Source organism: Arthrobacter rhizophilus (assembly GCF_026241105.1).
Classification (GTDB): domain Bacteria; phylum Actinomycetota; class Actinomycetes; order Actinomycetales; family Micrococcaceae; genus Arthrobacter.
In genome coordinates, this window is record NZ_JAPFFT010000007.1 from 119,481 (window position 1) to 141,150 (window position 21,670).

The 21,670-nt window shown below is 63.9% G+C and carries 18 protein-coding genes; 9 read left to right on the top strand and 9 right to left on the bottom strand.

What is annotated here, in order from left to right; translation table 11 throughout:
- The 4 genes from OOZ51_RS08335 to OOZ51_RS08350 all read left to right on the top strand — a co-directional run bounded on the left by OOZ51_RS08335 (nucleotide 1) and on the right by OOZ51_RS08350 (nucleotide 4,111).
- A complete protein-coding gene (locus OOZ51_RS08335) occupies nucleotides 1-285 on the top strand; it encodes a hypothetical protein (protein ID WP_265978866.1) in 285 nt (94 codons plus the stop codon).
- 273 nt (nucleotides 286-558) lie between these two features.
- Nucleotides 559-1,491, top strand: a complete 933-nt coding sequence (locus OOZ51_RS08340; protein WP_265978867.1) for a threonine/serine dehydratase — start codon at nucleotides 559-561, stop codon at nucleotides 1,489-1,491.
- A gap of 122 nt (nucleotides 1,492-1,613) precedes the next feature.
- Complete coding sequence (locus OOZ51_RS08345; RefSeq protein WP_265978868.1) at nucleotides 1,614-2,198, top strand: adenylate kinase; 585 nt, start codon at nucleotides 1,614-1,616, stop codon at nucleotides 2,196-2,198.
- A gap of 41 nt (nucleotides 2,199-2,239) precedes the next feature.
- Nucleotides 2,240-4,111, top strand: coding sequence for a glycoside hydrolase family 15 protein (locus OOZ51_RS08350; protein WP_416346363.1), 1,872 nt, complete (start codon nucleotides 2,240-2,242; stop codon nucleotides 4,109-4,111).
- On the opposite strand, the gene OOZ51_RS08355 is transcribed toward OOZ51_RS08350, so the two are convergent.
- The gene (locus OOZ51_RS08355; RefSeq protein WP_265978870.1) at nucleotides 4,091-6,688 is read right to left on the bottom strand and encodes a bifunctional lysylphosphatidylglycerol flippase/synthetase MprF; all 2,598 of its coding nucleotides are present in this window, start codon (nucleotides 6,686-6,688) and stop codon (nucleotides 4,091-4,093) included. The two genes, OOZ51_RS08350 and OOZ51_RS08355, sit on opposite strands and share 21 nt — an antisense overlap.
- Nucleotides 6,689-7,130: 442 nt before the next feature.
- On the opposite strand from OOZ51_RS08355, the gene OOZ51_RS08360 reads away from it, so the two are divergent.
- The 3 genes from OOZ51_RS08360 to OOZ51_RS08370 all read left to right on the top strand — a co-directional run bounded on the left by OOZ51_RS08360 (nucleotide 7,131) and on the right by OOZ51_RS08370 (nucleotide 9,037).
- A complete protein-coding gene (locus tag OOZ51_RS08360) occupies nucleotides 7,131-7,772 on the top strand; it encodes an SGNH/GDSL hydrolase family protein (protein WP_265978871.1) in 642 nt (213 codons plus the stop codon).
- 52 nt (nucleotides 7,773-7,824) lie between these two features.
- Complete coding sequence (locus tag OOZ51_RS08365) at nucleotides 7,825-8,697, top strand: NAD-dependent epimerase/dehydratase family protein (protein ID WP_265978872.1); 873 nt, start codon at nucleotides 7,825-7,827, stop codon at nucleotides 8,695-8,697.
- 94 nt (nucleotides 8,698-8,791) lie between these two features.
- Nucleotides 8,792-9,037: a hypothetical protein gene (locus OOZ51_RS08370; protein ID WP_265978873.1), complete on the top strand. Its 246-nt coding sequence runs from the start codon at nucleotides 8,792-8,794 to the stop codon at nucleotides 9,035-9,037.
- Between the two features lie 120 nt (nucleotides 9,038-9,157).
- Here OOZ51_RS08370 and OOZ51_RS08375 read toward each other — a convergent pair whose 3' ends face one another.
- The 6 genes from OOZ51_RS08375 to OOZ51_RS08400 form a co-directional block, all read right to left on the bottom strand.
- Nucleotides 9,158-10,660: an AAA family ATPase gene (locus OOZ51_RS08375; RefSeq protein WP_265978874.1), complete on the bottom strand. Its 1,503-nt coding sequence runs from the start codon at nucleotides 10,658-10,660 to the stop codon at nucleotides 9,158-9,160.
- 40 nt (nucleotides 10,661-10,700) lie between these two features.
- On the bottom strand, nucleotides 10,701-11,909 hold the full coding sequence (locus tag OOZ51_RS08380) for a serine hydrolase domain-containing protein (protein WP_265978875.1): 1,209 nt from the start codon (nucleotides 11,907-11,909) through the stop codon (nucleotides 10,701-10,703).
- 197 nt (nucleotides 11,910-12,106) lie between these two features.
- Complete coding sequence (locus OOZ51_RS08385; RefSeq protein WP_265978877.1) at nucleotides 12,107-12,919, bottom strand: bifunctional allantoicase/(S)-ureidoglycine aminohydrolase; 813 nt, start codon at nucleotides 12,917-12,919, stop codon at nucleotides 12,107-12,109.
- A gap of 10 nt (nucleotides 12,920-12,929) precedes the next feature.
- Nucleotides 12,930-14,198 carry a DUF6986 family protein gene (locus tag OOZ51_RS08390; RefSeq protein WP_265978878.1) on the bottom strand — a complete coding sequence of 423 codons (1,269 nt, stop codon included), beginning with the start codon at nucleotides 14,196-14,198 and terminating at the stop codon, nucleotides 12,930-12,932.
- A gap of 2 nt (nucleotides 14,199-14,200) precedes the next feature.
- Nucleotides 14,201-15,796 (bottom strand): malate synthase A, encoded by a 1,596-nt coding sequence (aceB, locus tag OOZ51_RS08395; RefSeq protein ID WP_265978880.1) that lies wholly within the window; start codon nucleotides 15,794-15,796, stop codon nucleotides 14,201-14,203.
- A 14-nt stretch (nucleotides 15,797-15,810) separates the two neighbouring features.
- The gene (locus OOZ51_RS08400) at nucleotides 15,811-17,220 is read right to left on the bottom strand and encodes an NAD-dependent malic enzyme (RefSeq protein ID WP_265978881.1); all 1,410 of its coding nucleotides are present in this window, start codon (nucleotides 17,218-17,220) and stop codon (nucleotides 15,811-15,813) included.
- A 210-nt stretch (nucleotides 17,221-17,430) separates the two neighbouring features.
- Here OOZ51_RS08400 and OOZ51_RS08405 point away from each other — a divergent pair, with 210 nt between their 5' ends.
- A complete protein-coding gene (locus tag OOZ51_RS08405; protein ID WP_059389461.1) occupies nucleotides 17,431-18,186 on the top strand; it encodes an IclR family transcriptional regulator in 756 nt (251 codons plus the stop codon).
- A 251-nt stretch (nucleotides 18,187-18,437) separates the two neighbouring features.
- On the opposite strand, the gene OOZ51_RS08410 is transcribed toward OOZ51_RS08405, so the two are convergent.
- On the bottom strand, nucleotides 18,438-19,928 hold the full coding sequence (locus OOZ51_RS08410; RefSeq protein WP_265978882.1) for a nucleobase:cation symporter-2 family protein: 1,491 nt from the start codon (nucleotides 19,926-19,928) through the stop codon (nucleotides 18,438-18,440).
- Between the two features lie 169 nt (nucleotides 19,929-20,097).
- A complete protein-coding gene (gene pucL, locus OOZ51_RS08415) occupies nucleotides 20,098-21,012 on the bottom strand; it encodes a factor-independent urate hydroxylase (protein ID WP_265978883.1) in 915 nt (304 codons plus the stop codon).
- A gap of 427 nt (nucleotides 21,013-21,439) precedes the next feature.
- Here pucL and OOZ51_RS08420 point away from each other — a divergent pair, with 427 nt between their 5' ends.
- Entirely contained in the window at nucleotides 21,440-21,616 is a 177-nt protein-coding gene (locus OOZ51_RS08420) for a hypothetical protein (protein ID WP_265978884.1), read from the top strand.
- The last annotated feature ends 54 nt before the right edge of the window (nucleotides 21,617-21,670 follow it).

Here is a 21,670-nt window from a genome sequence, read left to right on the forward strand (position 1 = left end):
GTGGAGACTTTGACGGCTGTTGTGAGGAGCGAGTATTTTCCGGCGGGAGCGGTGCTCGTGGGCGTGGTTTTGTTCTGGACGATCGGGTTGCTTGGCGGATTGTCCTGGTTGAGCGGAGGGCAGCCGCCTCTGGCCATCCTGACGTGGATGTTCTTCATCTACGGTGTGGTGGTGCTTTCTCCCCTCGCCGGAATTTGGGCCGCAGTGGACCTTTCCCGCCGCTGGTGGCGGAACCGCCAGGCGCGCCAGCAGCAGCCCGGAACGGCCGACGTCGAGTCCTTCTAAAATCCCCACCGCCACCCTCGCCTCGCAAGTCCCCACCGGCTCCCAGCCTTCGCAAGTCCCCACCGGCTCCCAGCCTTCGCAAGTCCCCACCGGCTCCCAGCCTTCGCAAGCTCAGGCCGGGTCCCTCGCCGGCGTGGGCCCCCAGGCAGGGACCCTCGCCGGCGGGGCCCCACGGCCAGGGAACCCTGGCGGCGTGGGCCCAGGCGATAGCCTGAGGCTAGGCCCTGCCTGAAACCTGCCCAGCATCTGCCCGAACGGAACGAGGACTTCCCCATGATCACACGCGTCGACGTCGATGAAGCGGCTGCCCGGATTGCCGGGAGGATCCGCCGCACGCCCGTTTTCGAAGCTGACGAGGGGACCGTACCCGGGCATCTGTGGTTCAAATGCGAGTTCATGCAGCACACGGGCACGTTCAAGGCGAGGGGCGCCTTCAACCGCGTCCTGGCCAGCCGGGAGCGCGGCGAGCTGAAGGACGAGGTGGGAATCGTCGTCGCTTCAGGAGGCAACGCCGGGCTGGCGAATGCCTATGCCGCAGCCCAGCTTGGTGTGCCCGCAACGGTTTTTGTCCCCGAGACCGCACCAGCCGTGAAGGTCAAGAAGCTCAAGGCCAGCGGCGCCACGGTGGTCCAGCGCGGGACCGAGTACGCCGAAGCGTTTGAAGCCGCATTGGCCTATGCCGAGGAAACCGGCGCGGTCTACTGCCACGCGTACGACCAAGCCGAAATCGCCGCTGGGGCAGGCACCGTGGGTTCGGAGCTCCTGGAACAGCTGGGCGAAGTAGACACCATTGTGGTGGCCGTTGGAGGCGGCGGGCTCATGGCCGGAATCGCGGCCGCCGTCGAAGGACACGCCCGGGTTGTTGGCGTCGAACCGGACAACGCGCCTACCCTCCATTCGGCCCTGGCCGCGGGGACGCCGGTTGACGTCGCCGTTTCCGGGATCGCCGCGGATTCACTCGGGGCCCGGCAGATCGGCCGGATCGGCTTCGAGGTGGCCGTCCGCACGGGCGTCCGGACGGTCCTGGTGTCCGACGACGACATCGCCGCCGCGCGCTCGCTCCTCTGGGAGCAGTACAGGATCGTCGTGGAACACGGCGCGGCCGCCGCTTTCGCTGCCCTGAACTCGGGAGCTTACGTTCCCGCAGAAGGGGAACGCGTTGCTGTGATCCTTTGCGGTGCCAACACCGACCCCGCCACGGTCTGAAGCGGCCTGCCCCGGCCCTGCCCCGGCCCGGCCCTGCCCGGCCCTGCCGCGAGCGCTCCGAAGTTGCTAAGCTCTAGCCCAAATGCCGGGGCACGCAAACCGCTTCACGAACGGACAGTGACATGACGCGATTGATCATCATGGGCCCTCCTGGCTCGGGCAAGGGTACCCAGGCTGAATACATCGCCAGGCATTTCGGTATCCCTGCGATTTCCACCGGAGATATTTTCCGCGCCCATGTGGGAGGCAAGACCGAACTTGGGGCGGAAGCCAGCAAGTACATGGACAGCGGCGAATTCGTTCCGGATCACGTGACCAATGCCATGGTCCAGCAGAGGCTTGGCAATACCGATGTCCAGTCAGGATTCCTCCTGGATGGCTACCCCCGCACCACGGCGCAAATAGAGGCACTCGATGGCATTCTGGCCGGTAACCAGCAGCAGCTTGATGCGGTCGTCGAGCTGACAGTCGACGACGACGAACTGGTGGAGCGAATGCTTCGCAGGGCGCAAGAGCAGGGCCGCCGCGATGACACGACGCCGGTGATCCGCCGTCGTCTGGAGCTCTACCGGGACGAGACACAGGCCGTGGTTGCCCGGTACTCCGAGCGCGGAATTGTGCTCGCCGTGGATGGTTCCGGCCAGCGGGAAGAGATCACGGCCAAAGCCATTGCCGCCATTCAATCAGTGCTAGGGAAGGACCTGTGAACGGTCAACCGAATACCGGCCAAAGGATCGAAGACTATGCGATGATCGGGGACCTGCACACGGCAGCCCTGGTCAGCAGGGCAGGCTCGATCGACTGGTTGTGCCTTCCACGTTTCGATTCACCTGCGTGTTTCGCCGCGCTCCTGGATTCTTCCAAGGCAGGGCGTTGGCTCCTGGCTCCCGAATCCGGGGGCACGTGCACGCGACGCCAGTACAGGGACGGCACGCTCATTCTGGAGACGGACTGGGAAACCGAGGAAGGGCACGTGCGGGTCATCGACTTCATGCCCCCGCGCGACTCCGTTGCGGACATCGTCCGGATAGTTGAAGGTATTCGCGGCTCGGTCAAGATGCGCGGCGAGCTGATCCTACGGTTCGACTACGGACACGTAGTGCCCTGGGTGCGCCGTGACAGGCACGGCCTCCGCGCGGTTGCCGGTCCGGACTCCGTCTACCTCAAGACCCCGGCGCCGTTGATAGGCAAGGACTTCACCACGGTCAGCGAGTTCACGGTGAACGCCGGTGACCACGTCCCCTTCGTCCTGACCTGGGCGCCCAGCCACGAACGGCGGCCACGCTCTGTCGAGGCAGACATCGCGCTTGAGGACACTGCAGGATTCTGGACGGATTGGTCCAAGCGTTGCACCGTCCGTGGGCCTTACCGGAAAGCCGTTCAGCGATCCTTGATCACGCTGAAGGCCCTCACGTATGCGCCTACCGGGGGCATTGTTGCCGCCGCCACCACCTCGCTCCCCGAACAGATCGGCGGACCACGGAACTGGGACTACCGCTATTGCTGGCTGCGTGATGCCACGTTGACCCTTCAAGCGTTCCTGGCCGCGGGCTATACCGAGGAGGCCAGCGCGTGGCGGGACTGGCTACTCCGCGCAGTGGCCGGCGATCCGGCCGACCTCCAGATCATGTACAGCTTGCACGGTCGCCGGCGATTGCCCGAGACGGAGCTGACGTGGCTTGCGGGATACCAGGGGTCGAAGCCGGTGCGAATCGGGAATGCGGCAGCGGAGCAGCTTCAGTTGGACGTGTGGGGAGAGGTCCTGGACTGCCTGTCCCTGACCCGGGCATCGCTGATGACCATCGGCGATGAGTCCTGGGCTATCCAGACTGCCTTGATGCGCCATCTTGAGAGCATCTGGGACCAGCCGGACAACGGACTCTGGGAAGTACGCGGCCCGCGGCGCCACTTCGTGCACTCCAAAGTGATGGCCTGGGTCGCAGCTGACCGCATGGTCCGGGGAATCCGCGACTCCGGGATGCCGGGCCCGTTGGATCGCTGGGAGGCTTTGCGGGACACCATTCATGACGAAGTCATGACCCACGGATTCGACGCCGAACGCAACACCTTCGTGCAGTCCTACGGGAGCAAGGAGCTGGATGCCAGCCTTCTCCTGATCCCCAAAGTGGGCTTCCTTCCCCACGACGATCCGCGCGTGATCGGCACCATTGACGCCATCCAGCGCGAGCTGACGGAAGACGGCTTTGTGCTGCGCTACCGTCCGCAAGACAGCGACGACGGATTGCCGGGTGGCGAGGGAGTCTTCCTCGCCTGCTCCTTCTGGATGGTGGACGCACTTTTGGGCGCCGGGCGCCGCGCGGAAGCCACGGAGCTCTTTGAACGGCTCCTGGCGTTGCGCAACGATGTGGGGCTGCTGAGCGAGGAATGGGACGCACATGCCGGCCGACAACTGGGCAATATGCCCCAGGCTTTCAGCCATTTCGGCTTGGTGCTTAGCGCCTTGCAACTGCACCACGGCAAAGCGCACCGCAGCAATGCCCCGATAGGCGGGGAACCGCCGTCGGGATCCTCTGCAGTGTCTTTGGAAGCGCCGTCCCCAGAGGCGCCGTCGGCGGTTTCGGGGACGTCGACGGCGGCCCTAGGGACGGCGTCGAGCTGACGTTCTGGAGCGTTTAGGCCAGCGGAAGATCCGGCCGGCCAAGGCCAGCCCCGCTCCGAGGTTGATCATGGGCAGGTAAGCCCGTGCGACTGCGGTTCCAACGGCCGGCAAGGAAGCGGCGTCGGGGTAGAGCATGTAAAGGGGTTCGTACCTAGGCTGGAACTTTGCCTTGAAGGCCAAGAGGGACCTGAACCCGTACACCGGTTCCAAAGTCGCGCCCAACCAATCGAGCAACCGGTCAAGGCTGCCGGGAGGCCGGGATCGTGGCCTGGGGCGTGGAATTTCGGAAGAATCCTCGGCGATCCGTGCCAAGGGTGCTCCGGAGAGGCTGAGGAATTCGCATCCTTCATCCTTGAGGCTGAGTGCCGCGGAAGCGATGAGGAATTCGATGCTGGCACGGAAGCCGTTGCTGCGGCGCCGCATGAAATCCAAGGTCCAGCCCACGATGTGTCCGTTGCGGTACACAGGCAACCAAGACGTGACGGCGTGAACGGTGTGGCGCTGGTCAATCGCGAGCAAACAGCGTACGTCCGGGTCGTCGAGCTCGTCCAGGCTGCCCAGGGTAAAGCCCATTTCGGGCATGTTCCTGTCCGCTACCCATTCTTCGGAGATTTCCTCGATCTGGACCTGGACGGAGAAAGGAGCAGAGGCGTAGCTCGTCCACTCGTAGTGGACGCCCTCCTTCGCTGCGCTGTTCAGGGCTGTGCGGATGTCCTGGAACTTCTTTCCCTTGAAGGAAATCGAATGCAACGGCAGGACCGTTTCCTGGGCTACCTGGGCGGAGCTCCAACCGGAAGAATCCGCATGATCGCGCAGTTCCTGGGGCACCGAGTAGAAACACGGCGTCCACCCATTGCCCCTGCAGTGGCGGGCGAATTCCGCAAAGGCGGCGCCCATCTCGGATTTGGGTCCCACGGGGCCACCAAGCGTGAGCGCAACTCCCGTGCTGACCCGGTACGCGACAAAGGACTGTCCTGTAGCGGAGAACCAGTACATGTTTCCGGGCCAGGTAGTCATCCAGGACAGGGAACTGCCTTCCCACGTCTTGATGATCTTCCGCGCACGCTCGGTACTGGCGTCGTGCCGGGTGTGGGTCTGGTGAAGGAAAGTCTTGAATATCAGGACACACGCAATGGCCCAAAAGACGACTCCGACGCCCTCGTAGACGAGAACGGCGGCTGTGCCTTGGGGGAAGAAGGCCGGAGGTACGTCCAGCACGAAGCCCAGCGGAAGGAAACGGTCGGGGATATCCGCCAGTAGATCCGGCAATCCAGGAACAGGGGAGAAATCCTGGGCGAGGAGGAGCCCCGCACCCACGTAGACCACACTCAGCACAGCCGCCATGACAAGAACTTGGACAGCAAGGCGCTTGTAGGTTCCAACCGGCGCCGTGACGTGGAACAGCCGCCGGGTGGCGAGCAGGACGATGGTCAGCGCCAGGGGTAGGAGCAGCGGCAGGGCCAACGTGAGCGGCTGCGAGGAGCCCGACCCTTCGATCGCGGCGATCCCCTCGCTTGCCCCGGTGTCCGAGGTAGTTGGCTGCAGGACTCCCGCGATGGCAATTCCAGCCAGGACGGACAGGCCCACCTGGATCAGCAGGGTCCCCACCCATGCAAATCGCCGTCCGCGACGGAGGCCGTCTGCGAGCAACAGGAGGAGGAACGACGGGAGGATGGCCATGAAGATCCCGCCGGCGCCGGCGCGCAACTGCAGCTGTGCGACGGCACAGTCCTTCGCCTGCGCGGGATTCGCGCAGAGGGCTTGGAGCGCTTGGGAGTCCACCGGCTGGATGTTGGTGAACAGAAAGCGCAGGATGGACAACGGCCCCACGGCATGCGGGACGAGGCCGGCTACCACCGGTCCGATCGCCGAGGCGGCAATGAGCAGCGAAAGCAGCACACGGCCCTCGTGGCGGGTGCTGACCGGGCGTCCGAATCGCGGCCGCCGTCCCAGCAACAGTGGGCCAAGAACCGTGCCTACCCCTGCGGCGCCGAGCCTCACGAGATCCGCGAACCCTCCGCTGTACAGGGCCAGGAGCAGCAACAAGGCAAAGACGGCCAGCCGGATGCGGCGCCTCCAAAGGGTTGCCATGGACGCAGTGGCCGCCATGGCCGTGCCGGTGAGGAAAGCACTCGGACCCATGAAGAGGTGGCTGCCCATCTCCGCCGTCCAGCTTCCCAGCAAACCTTGGGCAAGGCCTAGGAATCCAAGGGAAACTCCAACTCCCAGGATCTGGCTGGAGACCGCCGCGGTTGCGTATGCCCGCCATCCCATTCGCCGCTCCAAAGGCACCCCGAGCAGGAGCACCAGGACGGTTCCAAGCACATACTCCGTCAGGTCCCTCGCCCAAAAGGCGGAAGCCAAGACGGCCCACCAGTGATCTGGAACAGAGTGCGGCGTCGCTGCGACCTGGAGCCGTAATTGCGCATTCGGTCCGGTGGCAAGGCTCGACGTCAACGCGCCCAATCCCCAGAAAACGATGACAAAAGCCAAGGTGAGCCGTGCGGAGCGCAGTCTTCCAGCCCACGATGGCCGCGCTGGGACGTCAGGGAAGGGCTCGGTTCCCGGCTCGTGCACGGGGTTCCTTTCAACGCACCAGAAGGATTGGGGGCGAAATGAAATTCTTCCACACCAGCAGTCCTACGAGGATAGGTCCCACTTCGCCGTGACCTTCCCCTTCCCGATCCAATAGACTCCCACGTAGGCAGGCCGTCGGATTGATTCCGTTCCCTACAAATAAGTCGGACAGTGGTTTCCACGCTTAGGCCAGCAGAGTTCAAAACCAACAGAAAGCAAGCTCGGGACAAGGACGATGCACAAATCTCGCATAATCCGCTTCGCTGCATCCGTAATGGCCGCTGGCGTGGTCTTGACCGGCTGTGCGCAGGCGCCGGCCGAGTCGACCCCGTCGGCCAGCGGGAAACAGGCAGCGGCGCCCATCGCGCCCTCCGGGAGTCCGGCGGCAGCGGCCGAAAGTCCCAGGAAACCCGATTCCCCACAAGATCCGTCAAAGCTTCCCATGGGGTCCCTGTACAAGAATCCAAGTAATGACCGGAACGAAATCATCCTCGCGGATATCCGGCACACCGCTGTCCTCATTGGTGATTCCCAGTCTGAGCCGATGGACTCATGGCCGCGGGTGGCCTTGGGCTCCCTTGGCTACAAGGTGTATTCCGTGGCCCGCGGTGGTACCGGATACGTGGCCGCCACGAATGCCAGTGGCAACTACATCGACGCGCTCCAACGCGGAGATTGGGTGCTGCCTTATGGGACGCCGCCGCTGATCGTGCTCGAAGGTGGAGGCAACGACGCCTCTCACAACGCTAGCGATGGGCAGATCACGGCCAACGCCAACAGGCTCCTCGCAGCTCTCAAAAAGAGATACCCACAGGCGAAGATTGCGATGATTGGAACCCTTGCCAGGGGTTCCAGCGCCGGCGGGGGTCGCCGCACCCAGGTTGACGCGCTGCTGGGCGACATCGCGGCCAAGGCCGGAGCTCCGTTCTTCAGCGTCGGCGACTGGATCAGCAAGTATCAGGTCGCCGGAGACCTGGTGGATGGCGTGCACTTGAATGCCGCAGGGCATGCCAAGCTCGGCGGGGTACTGGCCGCCGATATGGCCGAAGCCGGACTTAGCCTGCAGCCGGACCCGGCCAGCTGACCTGCCTAAGAACAGAAGCTCGTCAAACACGTTCCAACCAGAGGAGTGCTTCATGAGAATTGCAGTAACCGGAGGAAGCGGAAAACTGGGCAAGAGCGTGGTCCGCAGGCTGATTGCCGACGGTCACGAGGTCATGAACCTGGACCGGGCCGGCGGGAGGGAACGCGGAACAGTCTCAGTGGACCTTCGCAACTACGGGCAGGTTTTGGACGTGATTCTTGGCCTGGATGACCGCCACGAAGGATTCGACGCGATCGTCCACCTCGGAGCGATCCCGGCACCGGGACTGTTTCCGGACGCCGCAACGTTCGAAAACAATATGCTCTCCACCTACAACGTGTTTCAAGCAGCCAGGAGGGCAGGGATCAAGAAGATCGTCTACGCCTCCAGCGAGACAGTGCTGGGGCTGCCGTTCGACGTCGATCCTCCCTACATCCCAGTGGACGAGGAATATCCGGCGCGGCCGGAAAGCACCTATTCGCTGGTGAAGCACCTCGAAGAACGAATGGCCATCGAACTCACACGCTGGGATCCCGAGCTGAGCATTGTGGGCTTACGGTTCTCCAACGTCATGGACCCCGAGGACTACGAAGCCTTCCCGTCGTTTGACGCCGACGCCAAGCTTCGTAAATGGAACCTCTGGGCATACATTGACGGGCGCGACGGCGCGCAGGCAGTGGCGCGCGCTTTGGAGAACGGCAAGGCGGGTTTCGAGGCATTCATCATTGCGGCGGCGGACTCTGTCATGGGCCGTTCAAGCGCCAGCCTGGCCGCCGAAGTCTTCCCGCAGGTCACCTTGACCAAGGACCTGGAAGAACACGAAACCATGCTGTCCATCGACAAAGCCAGGCGCCTCCTGGGTTTCTCCCCGGAGCACAGTTGGCGGGACTACCACTCGAACCGGACCACACCCACGGAAGACTAGCCCGCCGCAACCGGAAGGCCGCCGCCGTCGGGCTCCGCTATCTGGAGATGGCCGGGGTCTGGCAGAACGCCGTGCACCGGAGAACAATTGATTCATGGTCAGCTATTCAGCCCTTGAACAAGCGTCCAGCAAGAATCCGCATGACTGGGGCCGGGCGATGGCAACGGCTATGACAAAGCTCCTGGATGCGGCTCGCATTGATGGACGGCATTTTGAACATGAGTTCCTCTTTGGCGAGGAACTGTGCATGAGGATCGACGAGAACAACGGCGGAGCCACGGTGAAACTCACGTGGACGCCGATGGATCAGGAAACCGAACAGGAGAAATCCTCGGCCTGAGTGCTCCGGTCGGCTCGGGACCGGCCGCCGTGAACTTGTGTCGCACTGAACCTGCGCCGCTGTGAGGCGACACGGATTCATTTGCCGTGCCTAGCGGCCTGGCGAAAACCGGGCGCGCTACTACTCGCGGGCTTCGTAACTGGCGAAACGCGCCGACATGCCGCCCGGGCCAGGAGATCCGCCTCGGCCTCCGGGCCCGGGGAACGGTCCAGCGGGCGGCCCGGGAAATTCGCCGGGGCCGCTAGGGCCCCCGTTGCTTCCGAGCAGGCTCCGCGTCAGGGCCTCGCCGTCGGCCATGAGCTGTTCCACCGCGAAGCCCAGGTGCGCGTCGCCGGGAGCCTCGCCCGCCAGCGCTGCCGCGACCACCGCGCGTCGGATCAGTTCCTTGGCGAACGACGCCGTGGTGCCAGCAGTGCGGGCTGCTGCGGTTTCGATCGACGAGGGGGAGAACGGGAGTCCGTTCGAATACAGCCTCAGCAATTCCACCCGTTCGTGCTTGGAGGGAAGCGGTATTTCCACCGCCAGGTCCACGCGTCCGGGCCGCTGGGCAAGGGCCCGCTCCAACAGGTCCACCCGGTTGGTCGTCAGTACGAACGCGACGTCGGCGTCGTTGTCCAGCCCGTCCATTGCGTCGAGCACCTCGAAAAGCAGCGGCTTGGGTCCATGTCCGAAGCTGCGGTCCTCGGCGATCAGATCGCAGTCCTCCAACACCACGATCGACGGCGCCAACGCCCGCGCGATCTTGGCTGCCTCCGAAATCCTGGCGAGTGACCCGCCGGAGAGGAGCACCGCCGTCGTACCCTCGCTTCGGCTCAGCAGGTACCGGACGGTGTGTGTTTTGCCCGTGCCCGGTGGCCCGTAGAGAAGGAGGCCGCGCTTGAGATGCTGTCCGTGTGCCGCCAGGATGTCCGCTTGCCGGGCAATGCCAAGGGTGTGGCCCTCCACCTTGTCGAGGAGACCGTCAGGAAGGACCACATCACCGCTGGTGAGCTCCGGGCGCCTGATAAAGGTCACGCCACTGATGCTCGGCCCATAGTCGCTCACGGCGAGGGCGATGATCTGGCCCTTGAAGACGCTGTGATGCTCCATTTCCCGCCGCACCTCGGCCAGCAGTTCGGAAGCGACGTCAGGGTGGGTGGCCAGGACTTCGAGCGAGGCAAATTGCCGGCCGCGGTCCATCTTTGCCCCGCGCTGGAGCACCGCAACGGGCGAACCGGCATAGTTGAAGAGCCAGAGACCATGCGCGACGGCCTGGCGCTGTTGGTCCGGGCCGGTGGCCACGTTGGAATAGTCCGGCTGGGCGAGCGGAAAGCGCGGGTAGTTGCGGGATTGCTGCAGCATGTCGCTGAAGGACATGTGGTGGCGCTGATCGCCGCCCCCGACGCCCACCAGCCGGTAGTCCGGATCCCGGCCGGCCAGCCCCTCCATGACTATGTCCACATCCACCAAGCGATGCGGCGGGACCTCCTCCGTCACCACCGAAAGTTCATGGGCCGGCACGGCAAGGTGCCCGGTCAACGCCTGCAGGAGCTGCTCGCCGCCCTCGGCATGGTCCAAACCAGACTGTGCCAAACGTGTCAGTGTTCCGAAGTCTTCGATGAATTTCCCCAATTTTTCATCCATGGTCAGACCCTAGCAGGAGGGACATTCCTTGGTCAGGGGCTCAACAGAGCCCGTTCAGGGTAGTGATGGCCAGATCCCGAAGGCGCCCGGACACCGGCTGGGAGAGGGCGGCGACCATTGCGTCGTCCTCCGCCCCGGTATCAGGCGGGTAGGCGACCCCCAGGCTCAGCTGGCGGGTGCCATCCGCGCTGCTGACGCTGATGCCGCCGAAGCCCAACGTGGATCCGCCGTGGCCGTAGTAGAAGCCGTTGGTGCAGTCGTCGTTCCACCGCTGCAGGCCCAGGCCATAGTTGGCCCCGTTGATTGTCTTCATCTCCGTCAGGGCGGCGGGTCCTAGTAAGCGACCTCGCATGAGGGCCGCGTAAAACGAGTTCACTTCCCCCACGCTCGAGATGACTCCGGCGCCGGCCGACCCAAGCTCGAGTTCCGGTTCCGTCACGTCCAGGCGCTCGCCGTCCAGCAGGGAGTAGCTGTGGATCAGGGTAGGTTCCGAACGGTCCGGCCCGGCAAGGGTTGTGCGGCTCAGCCCCAGGGGTTCGAAGATGTCAGCTGCAAGGACGTCGCTGATCGAGTGGTTGCGGTACCTCTGGATGATCAAGGCCAGGGCAGCGTAGTTCGCTTCCGAATAGGTGAATTGCGGAGCGAGCCGTTCCACCCAAGGCACTGTACCTGCCAGCCGCAGGATGTCCTCCGGGCTGAAGCGAGTGTTGATGCCCTGCTTCAACGACTGGGACTTCAGCATGGGCCCCGTCGGGTCGGCCAACCCTGAGGTGTGGTTCAGCAGGGACCGGACCGTGACGGCGTCGGTTGCGTGGACGAGGGTGTTGAATTCCGGAAGGTGTTTCGAAACGGGGTCATCGAGGCTGACTGTTCCTTCCTCCACCAGTTTGAGGAGGGAAACCGAGACCATGGACTTGGTGATTCCTCCGGCCGGTATACGATCCGTGACTTCGGCGGGCTGCCTCGTGTCCACGTTCCGTACCCCGTAGCCCCTGGCCCACTTGTTGCCCCGGACGTTGACCTCGACAACTACAGCGGTGGCCCCTTGGCCGATCATGGCTTGGGCGAAGAATTCCAGCCCGGGCACATCTATCGCCGACGGTCCCGTAGGGGCTGCGACGGGTGCGGAATCGGACGTGGGCGGGTACGTGCAGGCTCCTGTAGCCAAGGTCAGTGCCACGACTGAGGCCACCAGGAATCCTGCAATCGGGGAGGTGGCTCGTGCCTTGGACCCCCGCGCAGCCTTCATGACTGCCTCCTGAAGCTCCGCTGCAGGGCAACGGCGGGGCGCCTTTGCCCCCGTAGTTTCGATCGTCCTCTTCCTAGGTGAGGGGGTCAACGCCGAAAACGCAGGTCCGGCCCGAACCCAACTGACTCGCAGTAGTTGTCGTTATGAGCGCTCATAACGACATTAACTGCGAGCCAGTTGGGGTGGCCGGGTGAAGCCTAGGTCAGCTTGATCTGACGGTTGACGTCCTTGTACAGCAGGTACCGGAACGGACCCGGTCCGCCGGCGTAGCAGGCCTGGGGGCAGAAGGCGCGCAGCCACATGAAGTCGCCGGCCTCCACCTCTACCCAGTCATTGTTGAGCAGGTACATGCCCTTGCCCTCCAGGACGTACAAGCCATGCTCCATGACGTGGGTCTCCGGGAAGGGGATCACGCCACCGGGCTGGAAGGTCACGATGTTCACGTGCATGTCGTGGGCCAGGTCATTGGGGTCCGCGAAGCGCGTGGTGGCCCAGACGCCGTTGACGTCCGGCATTTCGCCCGCTTCAACTTCCGCATCACTCGTGACGAACGACTTGGCTTCATAACCCTCAAGACGCTCGTAGGCCTTGCGGATCCAGTGGAAGGAAACGATGTCATCCGAGACGTTCTCGAGGCCCCAGTTGGAACCGGCAGCGAGGTAGGCGTAGCCGCCCTCCTCAAGATGGTGAAGTTCCCCGTCAAGGGTCAGGTTGACCTTGCCCTTGGTGACGAAGATGACGCCTTCAACACCCGACTCAAACTCGGCCCTGGGAGCTCCGCCACCCGGGCCGATCTCGACGATCAGCTGGGAGAAAGTGGTCGCGAACCCGGAGATCGGGCGGGCAATGATCCAGGAACGCGTGTTGGAGAAGCCAGGCAGGTTGCTGGTCACAATATCGGTCAGCACGCCCTTGGGGATGACCGTGTAGGCCTCCGTGACGATTGCGCGTTCCGTGGTGAGGTGGGTCTGCGGCGGCAGGCCGCCTTGGGGATAGTAGTACTTGCCCATCATTGGATCCTTACTTGGAGGTGGTGTGCGCCAGCCGGGGGTGCGCCAGTGCGGTCAGCCGGGAGAGTTCGACGCCGGCAAGCGCCAGCACTTCTTCGGAACCTACGGCTCCGCATTGGACGCCCCGCAGGACGAAGGCGGCGAGGGCCCGGGCGGTAGCTGGTTCGTCCATGACGCCGCCTTCGGTGCGCTCCACATAGTTGCGGAGGCGGGCCGCGGCGGCGGGCAGGCCCTCGCGGTAGAAGGCATACGTTGCGGCGAAACGGCTCGGCAACTGGGCAGCATGCAGGTCCCAGCCCTGGTAATAGCCGCGTTCAAGGGAGCGGCGGACCAAACGGCCGTGCAGCTTCCACGCGTTTTCCACGTTGTCGCCCACCGGGATGATGTTGGTGGAACCGTCGGAGAGCCGGATTCCTGTGCCCGCAACGGCCAACTGCATGACTTCCTTGGCGAAATCCGCCACCGGGTGCTCCATGGACTGGTACTCCGCGGAGATCTGCAGCGAAGCGGAGTAGTCGTAGGTGCCGTAGTGCAGTGCGCTGATGCGGCCAGGAACTGCGTGCGGAAGCTGGGCCACGGGGGAGGTTCCCTCCGGGCCCAGAATCAGCTGAGGTGTTTCCACCTGTACTTCGAAGCGCAGCCGGCCCGCCGGAAGGGAGTGGATCTCTTCCAAGCGGGAGACGGCGAAGTCCATTGCCTGCACCTGGGCCACCGTGGTGACCTTGGGCAGGGTCAGGATGAGTCCCTCGGGCAGTTCTCCGGCGGAAGCCAGAGTGGAGACGAAAAGGTCCAGGGTCTTCAATCCACGTGCCCGGGTGGGGGCCTCGAAGCACTTGAAGCGAATACCGATGAACGGCGAGGCGGAACCCGCGGCAACGGCTTCGCTGACAGCCTGGGCCGCCGCGACCGCTGCCACGTCTTCAGCTTCGTCGCCGCGATCGCCGTAGCCGTCCTCGAAGTCGAGGCGCAAGTCCTCGATCGGTTCGCTGCGCAGTTTGGCAGCTACACGGGAGGCGACGGCGGCAGCCAGTTCGGGCTCCTGGCCCAGCAACGTACCGAGCCTTTCGAGACCGCCGTGGGCCTCCGCCGTCGTGATCGCCTGGGCGCCCCATTCGGCAGAGAGCGACGGCGTGAAACGGTCCGCCGGGACGTACACCGTGTGCACGGGCTGGCGGGTGCCGTCGTCACCGGGGTAATTGCGCTCCAGCAGCTGGTCGGTGGCGGCCAGCTGGGAGTCGATCGCGGCGAAATCGGCCGCCGAGAAGGAGGATGCGGCCATTCCTACACCAGCTCGTAGGCGGGAGTGGTGAGGAAGTCCGTGTAGTCCTCGGAGAGACAGATGTCCGCGATCAGGCGGCTGGCCGGCTCGTAGAACTTCTCGAAGGTCTCGGCGTCAACCTCGCTGCGCAGGCGATCGGTCTCTTCGCCGAGGATCCGGGTGACCAGTTCGCGGGTGACGGTGTTGCCGGTGTCAGCCAGGACGGACTTGTTGCGGATCTGCTGCCACACCTGGGAGCGGGAGATTTCCGCGGTGGCGGCGTCTTCCATGAGGTTGTGGATGGCGACCGCGCCGCTGCCGGAGAGCCACACGGCGGTGTACGCGACGGCGACGTAGAGGTTGAGGCGAAGGCCCGCCTCGGTCACGTGGCCACCGGCGGAGGAGATGTCCAGCAGCTGCTCGGCAGTCACGGAGATCTCGGGGCGCTGCTTGTCCAGTTGGTTGGGCCGATCTCCCAGGACCGAGTCGAACACTTCGCGGCAGGTGGAGACGAGGTCCGGGTGGGCCACCCAGGAACCATCGAAACCGTCGTTGGCCTCGCGGGTCTTGTCCGCACGGACCTTCTCGAAGGCCTGGGCCGTGACTTCGGGTTCGCGGCGGTTCGGGATGACGGCTGCCATGCCGCCCATGGCGAACGCGCCGCGCTTGTGGCAGGTCTTGACCAGAAGTTCCGTGTAGGCGCGCATGAACGGGGCCGTCATGACCACGGACGCGCGGTCCGGCAGGATGAAAGACTCACCAGCGTCGCGGAAGTACTTCACGATGCTGAAGAGGTAGTCCCAACGGCCTGCGTTCAGGCCGGACGCGTGGTCACGCAGTTCGTAGAGGAACTCGTCCATTTCGAACGCGGCCGGGATGGTTTCGATCAGCATGGTGGCGCGGACGCTGCCCTGCGGAATGCCGAGGTAGTCCTGGGCGAAAACGAAGATGTCGTTCCAGAGGCGGGCCTCCAGGTGGCTTTCCATCTTGGGCAGGTAGTAGTACGGGCCCTGGCCGTTGAGAAGGAGCTGCTTGGCCACGTGGAAGAAATGCAGGCCGAAGTCCACCAACGCGCCCACGGTGGGTTCGCCGTCGAGCAGCAAGTGCCGTTCGTCCATGTGCCAGCCGCGGGGGCGGGCGACGACGACGGCGAGCGGCGCGTCCGTGCGGAGCCGGTATTCCTTGCCCTCTGGAGAGGTGTAGCTCAGGGTTCCCTGGGCGGCGTCGCGGAGGTTGAGGATGGCGTCGATGACGTTCGCCCACGTCGGGGTGCTGGCGTCCTCGAGGTCGGCGAGCCATACCTTGGCGCCGGAGTTCAGGGCGTTGATGGCCATCTTGGCCGGGGAAGCCGGGCCGGTCATCTCGACCCGGCGGTCCTGCAGGGCCTTGGGTGCTTCGGCAATCTTCCAGTCGCCGTCGCGGATGTCCTGCGTTTCGGGGAGGAAGTCGAGACGGCCGGTGCGGGCCACTTCTTCGCGCTTGGCGACGCGGGCCGCCAGGAGCTCGGTGCGGGTGCCGGCGAAGCGGCGGTGCAATTCCTCCACGAAGGCCAACGCCTTGGGAGTCAGGATCTCCTCGGCGCGTTCGATCGGCCGGGGGTCTGTGACTGTGAGAGCCATGGGATGGTCCTTTCCTAGAGAGCGCTAGCGGCCTTGGCAGATGCTGCGTTTGCTGCGTTAGCAACGGCTGCGGCGACGTCGGCGGCAACGTGGGGGTCGAAGACGCTGGGGATAATGTAGCTCGCATTCAGTTCATCATCTGCAACCCGGTTGGCGATAGCCTCTGCGGCAGCGACGAGCATTTCCGGGATGATGTCCGATGCTCCGGCGTCGAGCAGTCCGCGGAAGAAGCCTGGGAAGGCCAGGACGTTGTTGATCTGGTTGGGGAAGTCGCTCCGGCCGGTGGCGACCACGGCTGCGTGCTTGGACGCAATCACCGGGTCGATTTCCGGGGTCGGGTTGGCCATGGCGAAAACGATCGCATCCTCGGCCATCGAGGCGACCTGCTCTTCGCCGATCACGTGCGGAGCGCTGACGCCGATGAACACGTCGGCACCCTTGAGGGCTTCGTGCAGCGTGCCGGAGAAGCCGGCCTCGTTGGTGTTCGCGGCAATCCAGGAACGGTGCTCGTCGTCGTACTTCTCGCCCGAGTGGATGGCACCGGAACGGCCGGCCGCGACGATGTGCTGCGCGCCCTGGGCCTTGAGGAGCTGGATGATGGCAGATCCCGCAGCACCGACGCCGGAGACCACGATCTTGACCTCTGACAGCTTCTTGTCCACCACGCGCAACGCGTTGACGAGCGCCGCGAGCGTGACAATGGCCGTTCCGTGCTGGTCGTCGTGGAAGACGGGGATGTCCAGCTCGTCGCGGAGCCGCTTCTCGATTTCGAAGCAGCGCGGGGCTGCGATGTCTTCAAGGTTGATGCCGCCATAGACGGGGGCCATGGCCTTGGCGATCATGATGATTTCTTCACTGTCCTGGGTGTCCAGGCAGACCGGCCAGGCATCGACGTTGGCGAACTGCTTGAACAGGGCGGCCTTGCCTTCCATGACAGGCAGGGCTGCGGCCGGTCCGATGTTGCCCAGGCCAAGGACGGCCGAACCGTCGGTGAGGACGGCGATCGTGTTGCGCTTGACGGTCAGGTTACGGGCAGCGGCCGGGTCCTCGGCGATGGCGAGGCAGACGCGTGCGACGCCGGGGGTGTAGGCGCGCGAGAGGTCGTCGCGGTTGCGCAGGGCCACCTTCGGGACCACCTCGAGCTTGCCGCCCAGGTGCATGAGGAAGGTGCGGTCCGAGACGTGCTGGACAGTGACGCCGTCGAGCGCGTTGAGGGCGTCCTTGACGCGGTTGGCGTGGTCTTCGTCCGTGGTGTTGCAGGTGACGTCAACAACCAGGGTGTCGTGGTGGGACTCAGTCACATCCAGCGCGGTGACGGCTGCGCCTGCGGCGGCGACGGCCGCCGCCAGCTCGCTCGTGGCGGTGAAGCTTGACGGCGCGGCGACGCGCAGGGTGATCGAATTTCCGGGGCTCGGGTTCGCCATTGAATTTCCTCCTCGTACAGGCCCGTAGCGGGCCTCCGCTCAAATCGAATATTTTCGTATTATGGATATTATTATCTACGAAGTGGAAACACAAGCCCTAGTTGGTACGCAAGCATTCCGGCGTCGCGTGCTGTATCTTGAGTGTTCTAAGCAATTCTTTTCACGATGCGGATAAGAGTTGTCGGATTCCGAGCCATAGGAGACAACGGAATGGCTGAAAAGCCCTCGGGAGGCGTGCAGTCCGTCGAGCGCGTCTTCGAACTGCTGGAACTCATCACCGACGCCGGCGGAGACGTCACGTTGAGCGAACTGTCGTCGTCGACAGACCTGCCGCTCCCCACCATCCACCGCCTGCTGCGCACCTTGGTTTCCCTCGGCTACATCCGACAACTGCCAAATCGTCGCTACGCGCTAGGCCCCCGGCTCATCCGGCTTGGCGAAGGTGCCAACAAGCAGCTCGGCGCCTTGGCCCGTCCCCAGCTGAAGTCGCTCGTTGACCGGCTCGGCGAGACGTCCAACATGGCCGTCCTGGATTCCGACATGGTCATCTACGTTGCCCAGGTTCCGTCCCTGCACTCCATGCGCATGTTCACCGAGGTGGGCCGCCGCGCCCATACGCACGACACCGGCGTGGGCAAGGCCATCCTGGCCCAGTTGGACGACGAAGTGGTCCGCGGAATCGTGGCCCGCACGGGCATGCCCACCCCCACAGCCAAGAGCATCGGCGACATCGATTCACTCCTCGCCGATTTGAACCGGATCCGCGAACGTGGTTACTCGATCGATGAGGAAGAGCAGGAGATCGGCGTCCGTTGCTTCGCCATGGCCGTCCCCAACGCTCCGACGCCGACCGCCATTTCCGTTTCCGGACCGGTGTCCCGCGTAGACCAGCACTTTGCAGACCGCGCCGTGCCGCTCCTGCGCGAAGCCGCCCTCGCGATCTCGGCCGAGCTGAACCAGAACTAGCCTCTACCGACGCTCGCTCACCTTTGTCGGGTTTCCGGTGGACGCTCGCTCACCTTTAAGGCCAAAATGGCGAACGCTCAAGCACATCTTGTGCAGGATCGTTCGGCCAGGGGGCGCTCTATCTGCAGGAGCGTTCGCCAAAAAGGGGCCAAAAGTGAGCGAGCGTCCGGCGGGACTCATGCGCGAACTGGCAGGCGTTGCCCTTTGCCTGAGAAAGAGGGGCAACACCTGCCGGTTCGGCGCAGAAGCCGTTAGTGTTCGGCCGCGGTGGACGACTTGAAGGGCACTTCCTTGCCTTCGGCGTCGATCAATTTGCCGTTCTCGAACCGGTCGCCGTTCGCGAGGCACGCAATGTCCGCTTCTGTGACCACGCGTCCCGTGCCTGCCACGAACACCGACTGGTTGTCCGAGTTGCCGGCCTTGAGGTGGTTGAAGAGCATGTTCAAGAGGATGGCCATGATGGCGGCCGAGCTAATGCCCGAATGGAAGATAGTGGAGAACCAGGACGGGAACTGGTCGTAGAACTTCGGGGCGGCGATCGGGATCATGCCGAAGCCGATGGAAGCCGCAACGACAATCAGGTTCATGTTGTTGCGGTACTCGACTTTGGAGAGCGTCCGGATGCCGCTGGCGGCCACAGTTCCAAAGAGTACGACGCCGGCGCCGCCCAGGACGGGCGTCGGAACCGCTGCGACCACTCGCCCGAGGACCGGCAGCACGCCGAGGACCACCAGGATGAGTCCGCCCGCGCTGACCACGAAGCGGCTCTTGATGCCCGTGATGGCCACGAGACCGACGTTCTGGGCGAAAGCGCTCTGGGTGAAGGAGTTGAAGAGCGGCGAGATGGCGCTTGAGAGCATGTCTGCACGCAGGCCGTTGCCGATGCGCTTGGAATCGACCTTGGTGCCTACGATCTCGCCGACGGCGATGATGTCCGCCGAGGTCTCAGTCAGGGTGACCAGGATGACGATCAGCATCGAAACAATGGAGGCGATTTCGAAGGTGGGGGCACCGAAGGCGAATGGAGTAGGGAAGGCAACGATCGGACCCTGGCCGACCTTGGAGAAATCAGCCATTCCCGTGGCCAGGGCGACGACGGTCCCCATAGCCATGGCGAGGAGGATAGACAGCCGGGAGATCGCCGCGTTGCCGATCTTGCTGAGGAGCAGGACGATCCCCATGGTGGCCGCGGCTAGGCCGATGTTCGCCATGCTGCCGTAGTTGGGTGCGGCGCTGTTGCCGCCCATGGCCCAGTTGGCTGCGACGGGCATGAGCGTCAGCCCGATGGTGGTGATGACGGTACCCGTGACTACAGGCGGAAAGAATTTGATGATCTTGGAGAAGAGGGGAGTGATCGCCAGGCCGATCAAGGACGCCACGATGACCGAACCAAACACCGCCTGGATTCCGCCGCCACCGTGGACGATCGCCACCATGGTGGAAACGCCAGCGAAGGACACCCCCTGGACCAGCGGCAGTTGCGATCCGAAGAACGGGATGCCGATGGTCTGCAGAATGGTGGCGAGGCCGCCGACGAACAAGCAGGCCGCGATCAGGAGGCCGATGTCCTGCGAGGACATGCCTGCGGCGGCTCCGATGATGAGCGGCGGGGCGATGATGCCGCCGTACATGGTCAAAACGTGCTGGAAGCCGTACGCGAACGTGCTCCCGATCGAGAGGCGCTGGTCCTCGGGCCGGGTTGGCCCGGACTCTGCGGGGCGGGTTTTCTTCTTGATGTTCATGGCAGACTTTCTTGGTTCATGGCAGACATCTTTGTCTGGCTAACGTTGTCTGGCTAACAGTGTGGGGGTTTTTGGGTACGGGTGGGTGCCCAACTGACTCGCATTTGATGTCGTTTTGACGCTCCAAAACGACACTTACTGCGAGCCAGTTGGGCGGGGACCTGGTGGCTTAGCAGAAGCCGGCGATGCCGTTCCAGGCAGCCGGGGCCGGCTTGGTGTCGTCGCGCTGGACCGTGGCTTCGATCAGGCCATACGGGCGGTCGGCGGCGAAGAAGACCTCGTTGGGGTTGTCGAGGCCGAACGGGCTGAGGTCCACCAGGAAATGGTGCTTGTTGGGCATGGAGAACTTGATCTCATCAACTTCGCTGTGGGCCTCGAGGACCTTCTTGCCCATGTCGAACAGGGTCTGCTGCAGGGCGTGGGAGTAGTTCTCCGTGAAGCCCTCAAGGAGCAGGGCCTTGATGTCTTCGTAGCTCTTGTTGAAGTCGGTCCCGGCAACGTCGAGTCCCGTGCTGTAGCGCCAGCGGGCCGAGACGTCGGTGGCGAGGATGCGGTCCGTGGTCTCGGGCAGCGTGGTGTACCGGTCGCGCGGGTAGCCGACGAAGCCGGACTGGGTGGTCTTGAGGACCGTCAGGTCCTTGAGGCCGGAAATGACGTGCGTGGTGTTGCCGTCGCGGACCACGACGGCGGTGCGGACTTCCTGCCCCTTGCGGACAAAGCTGTGGTCGTGTTCGGAGCCGTGGGCCTGGATGCGGTCCCACGTGTAGGCCTCGGCTTCCCAGCGTCCGCCCGTGACCCACTCGAATCCCGAAGTGAAGTGTTCGCTGAGGCGGAGGAGGAAGGCTTCGGGGGAGCCGATCCCGTCACGGGCGAAGGCGTAGATCGTGTTCTTCTGGGTGTCCGTGGCGACGACGTGTGCGTTGTCGCCCTGGAGGTGCGCAGCCTGGAAATCGCCACGCAATTGTGAGGTGACGTTCAGATCTTCGATCTGGTGGCGGTCGGTGTCGCGGGTGACTTTGACGACGCGGACTTCTGCCTTGCCGTACTGGTTTTCGCCGAGGACGATGTTGTTGCTCATGGTCATATCCCAACTTCTACGAGGTGGAACCACTAAGGTCCACCAATGAAATTAAGCGCGTGTTTCAAACGCGTTTCTGGTGGAGCCGACCCAACAAAAAAGAGCCGGCATCCGTTGATGCCAGCTCATTACGACCCTGCCTGCTGCTCCCAGGTTACGTGACCTGCGCCACGAATTGAAGAAAGCGTAGCCCACGTTTGCCAGTGGTGTACATCACTCCCGGAGAATCGTTATCTACTTTTCGATTGTGACCGACGGCGGGTGGCGGCGGGGGCGTGGTCCCGTGGGCACCCCTTGACGCGGTTCCTGGATCCCCTCTACCATTTCCATATAACAAAAAATGTTTTCCAAGATGCGGAAATGAGTGAGGGTCTGACGAGGGACCCGGAGTGCATCGCCACGGAGAACTTGAGCGCATGAAATAGGAGGACAGATGGACTCGCAGGATAAGAAGAATGTCGTGGAATTCCCGGCGCCCGGCCAGGAGCTGTACCTGCCGTTCGGCGCTACGGATCCTGACTTCTACATTCCGGCCGACTGTGACCGCATGCCAGGGACATTCTCCCGTTGGCTGCGCGCCCTTCCGGTATTCGGCCGGCAGCGTTCCTAGGGCTCCTGCCCCTGGGGATGAAGGACTCTGCGCAACAGAGCCAAAAGGCGGGCG

Excerpts from the sequence above, each read along its gene's own strand:
- OOZ51_RS08410 (WP_265978882.1), bottom strand. The coding sequence starts at position 19,928 with ATGAACATCAAGAAGAAAACCCGCCCCGCAGAGTCCGGGCCAACCCGG.
- OOZ51_RS08400 (WP_265978881.1), bottom strand. The coding sequence starts at position 17,220 with ATGGCGAACCCGAGCCCCGGAAATTCGATCACCCTGCGCGTCGCCGCG.
- OOZ51_RS08420 (WP_265978884.1), top strand. The coding sequence starts at position 21,440 with ATGGACTCGCAGGATAAGAAGAATGTCGTGGAATTCCCGGCGCCCGGC.
- OOZ51_RS08345 (WP_265978868.1), top strand. The coding sequence starts at position 1,614 with ATGACGCGATTGATCATCATGGGCCCTCCTGGCTCGGGCAAGGGTACC.
- OOZ51_RS08405 (WP_059389461.1), top strand. The coding sequence starts at position 17,431 with ATGGCTGAAAAGCCCTCGGGAGGCGTGCAGTCCGTCGAGCGCGTCTTC.
- OOZ51_RS08390 (WP_265978878.1), bottom strand. The coding sequence starts at position 14,198 with ATGGCCGCATCCTCCTTCTCGGCGGCCGATTTCGCCGCGATCGACTCC.
- OOZ51_RS08380 (WP_265978875.1), bottom strand. The coding sequence starts at position 11,909 with ATGAAGGCTGCGCGGGGGTCCAAGGCACGAGCCACCTCCCCGATTGCA.
- pucL (WP_265978883.1), bottom strand. The coding sequence starts at position 21,012 with ATGACCATGAGCAACAACATCGTCCTCGGCGAAAACCAGTACGGCAAG.
- OOZ51_RS08375 (WP_265978874.1), bottom strand. The coding sequence starts at position 10,660 with ATGGATGAAAAATTGGGGAAATTCATCGAAGACTTCGGAACACTGACA.
- OOZ51_RS08360 (WP_265978871.1), top strand. The coding sequence starts at position 7,131 with ATGGGGTCCCTGTACAAGAATCCAAGTAATGACCGGAACGAAATCATC.
- OOZ51_RS08385 (WP_265978877.1), bottom strand. The coding sequence starts at position 12,919 with ATGGGCAAGTACTACTATCCCCAAGGCGGCCTGCCGCCGCAGACCCAC.
- OOZ51_RS08365 (WP_265978872.1), top strand. The coding sequence starts at position 7,825 with ATGAGAATTGCAGTAACCGGAGGAAGCGGAAAACTGGGCAAGAGCGTG.
- OOZ51_RS08340 (WP_265978867.1), top strand. The coding sequence starts at position 559 with ATGATCACACGCGTCGACGTCGATGAAGCGGCTGCCCGGATTGCCGGG.
- OOZ51_RS08370 (WP_265978873.1), top strand. The coding sequence starts at position 8,792 with ATGGTCAGCTATTCAGCCCTTGAACAAGCGTCCAGCAAGAATCCGCAT.
- OOZ51_RS08350 (WP_416346363.1), top strand. The coding sequence starts at position 2,240 with ATGATCGGGGACCTGCACACGGCAGCCCTGGTCAGCAGGGCAGGCTCG.
- aceB (WP_265978880.1), bottom strand. The coding sequence starts at position 15,796 with ATGGCTCTCACAGTCACAGACCCCCGGCCGATCGAACGCGCCGAGGAG.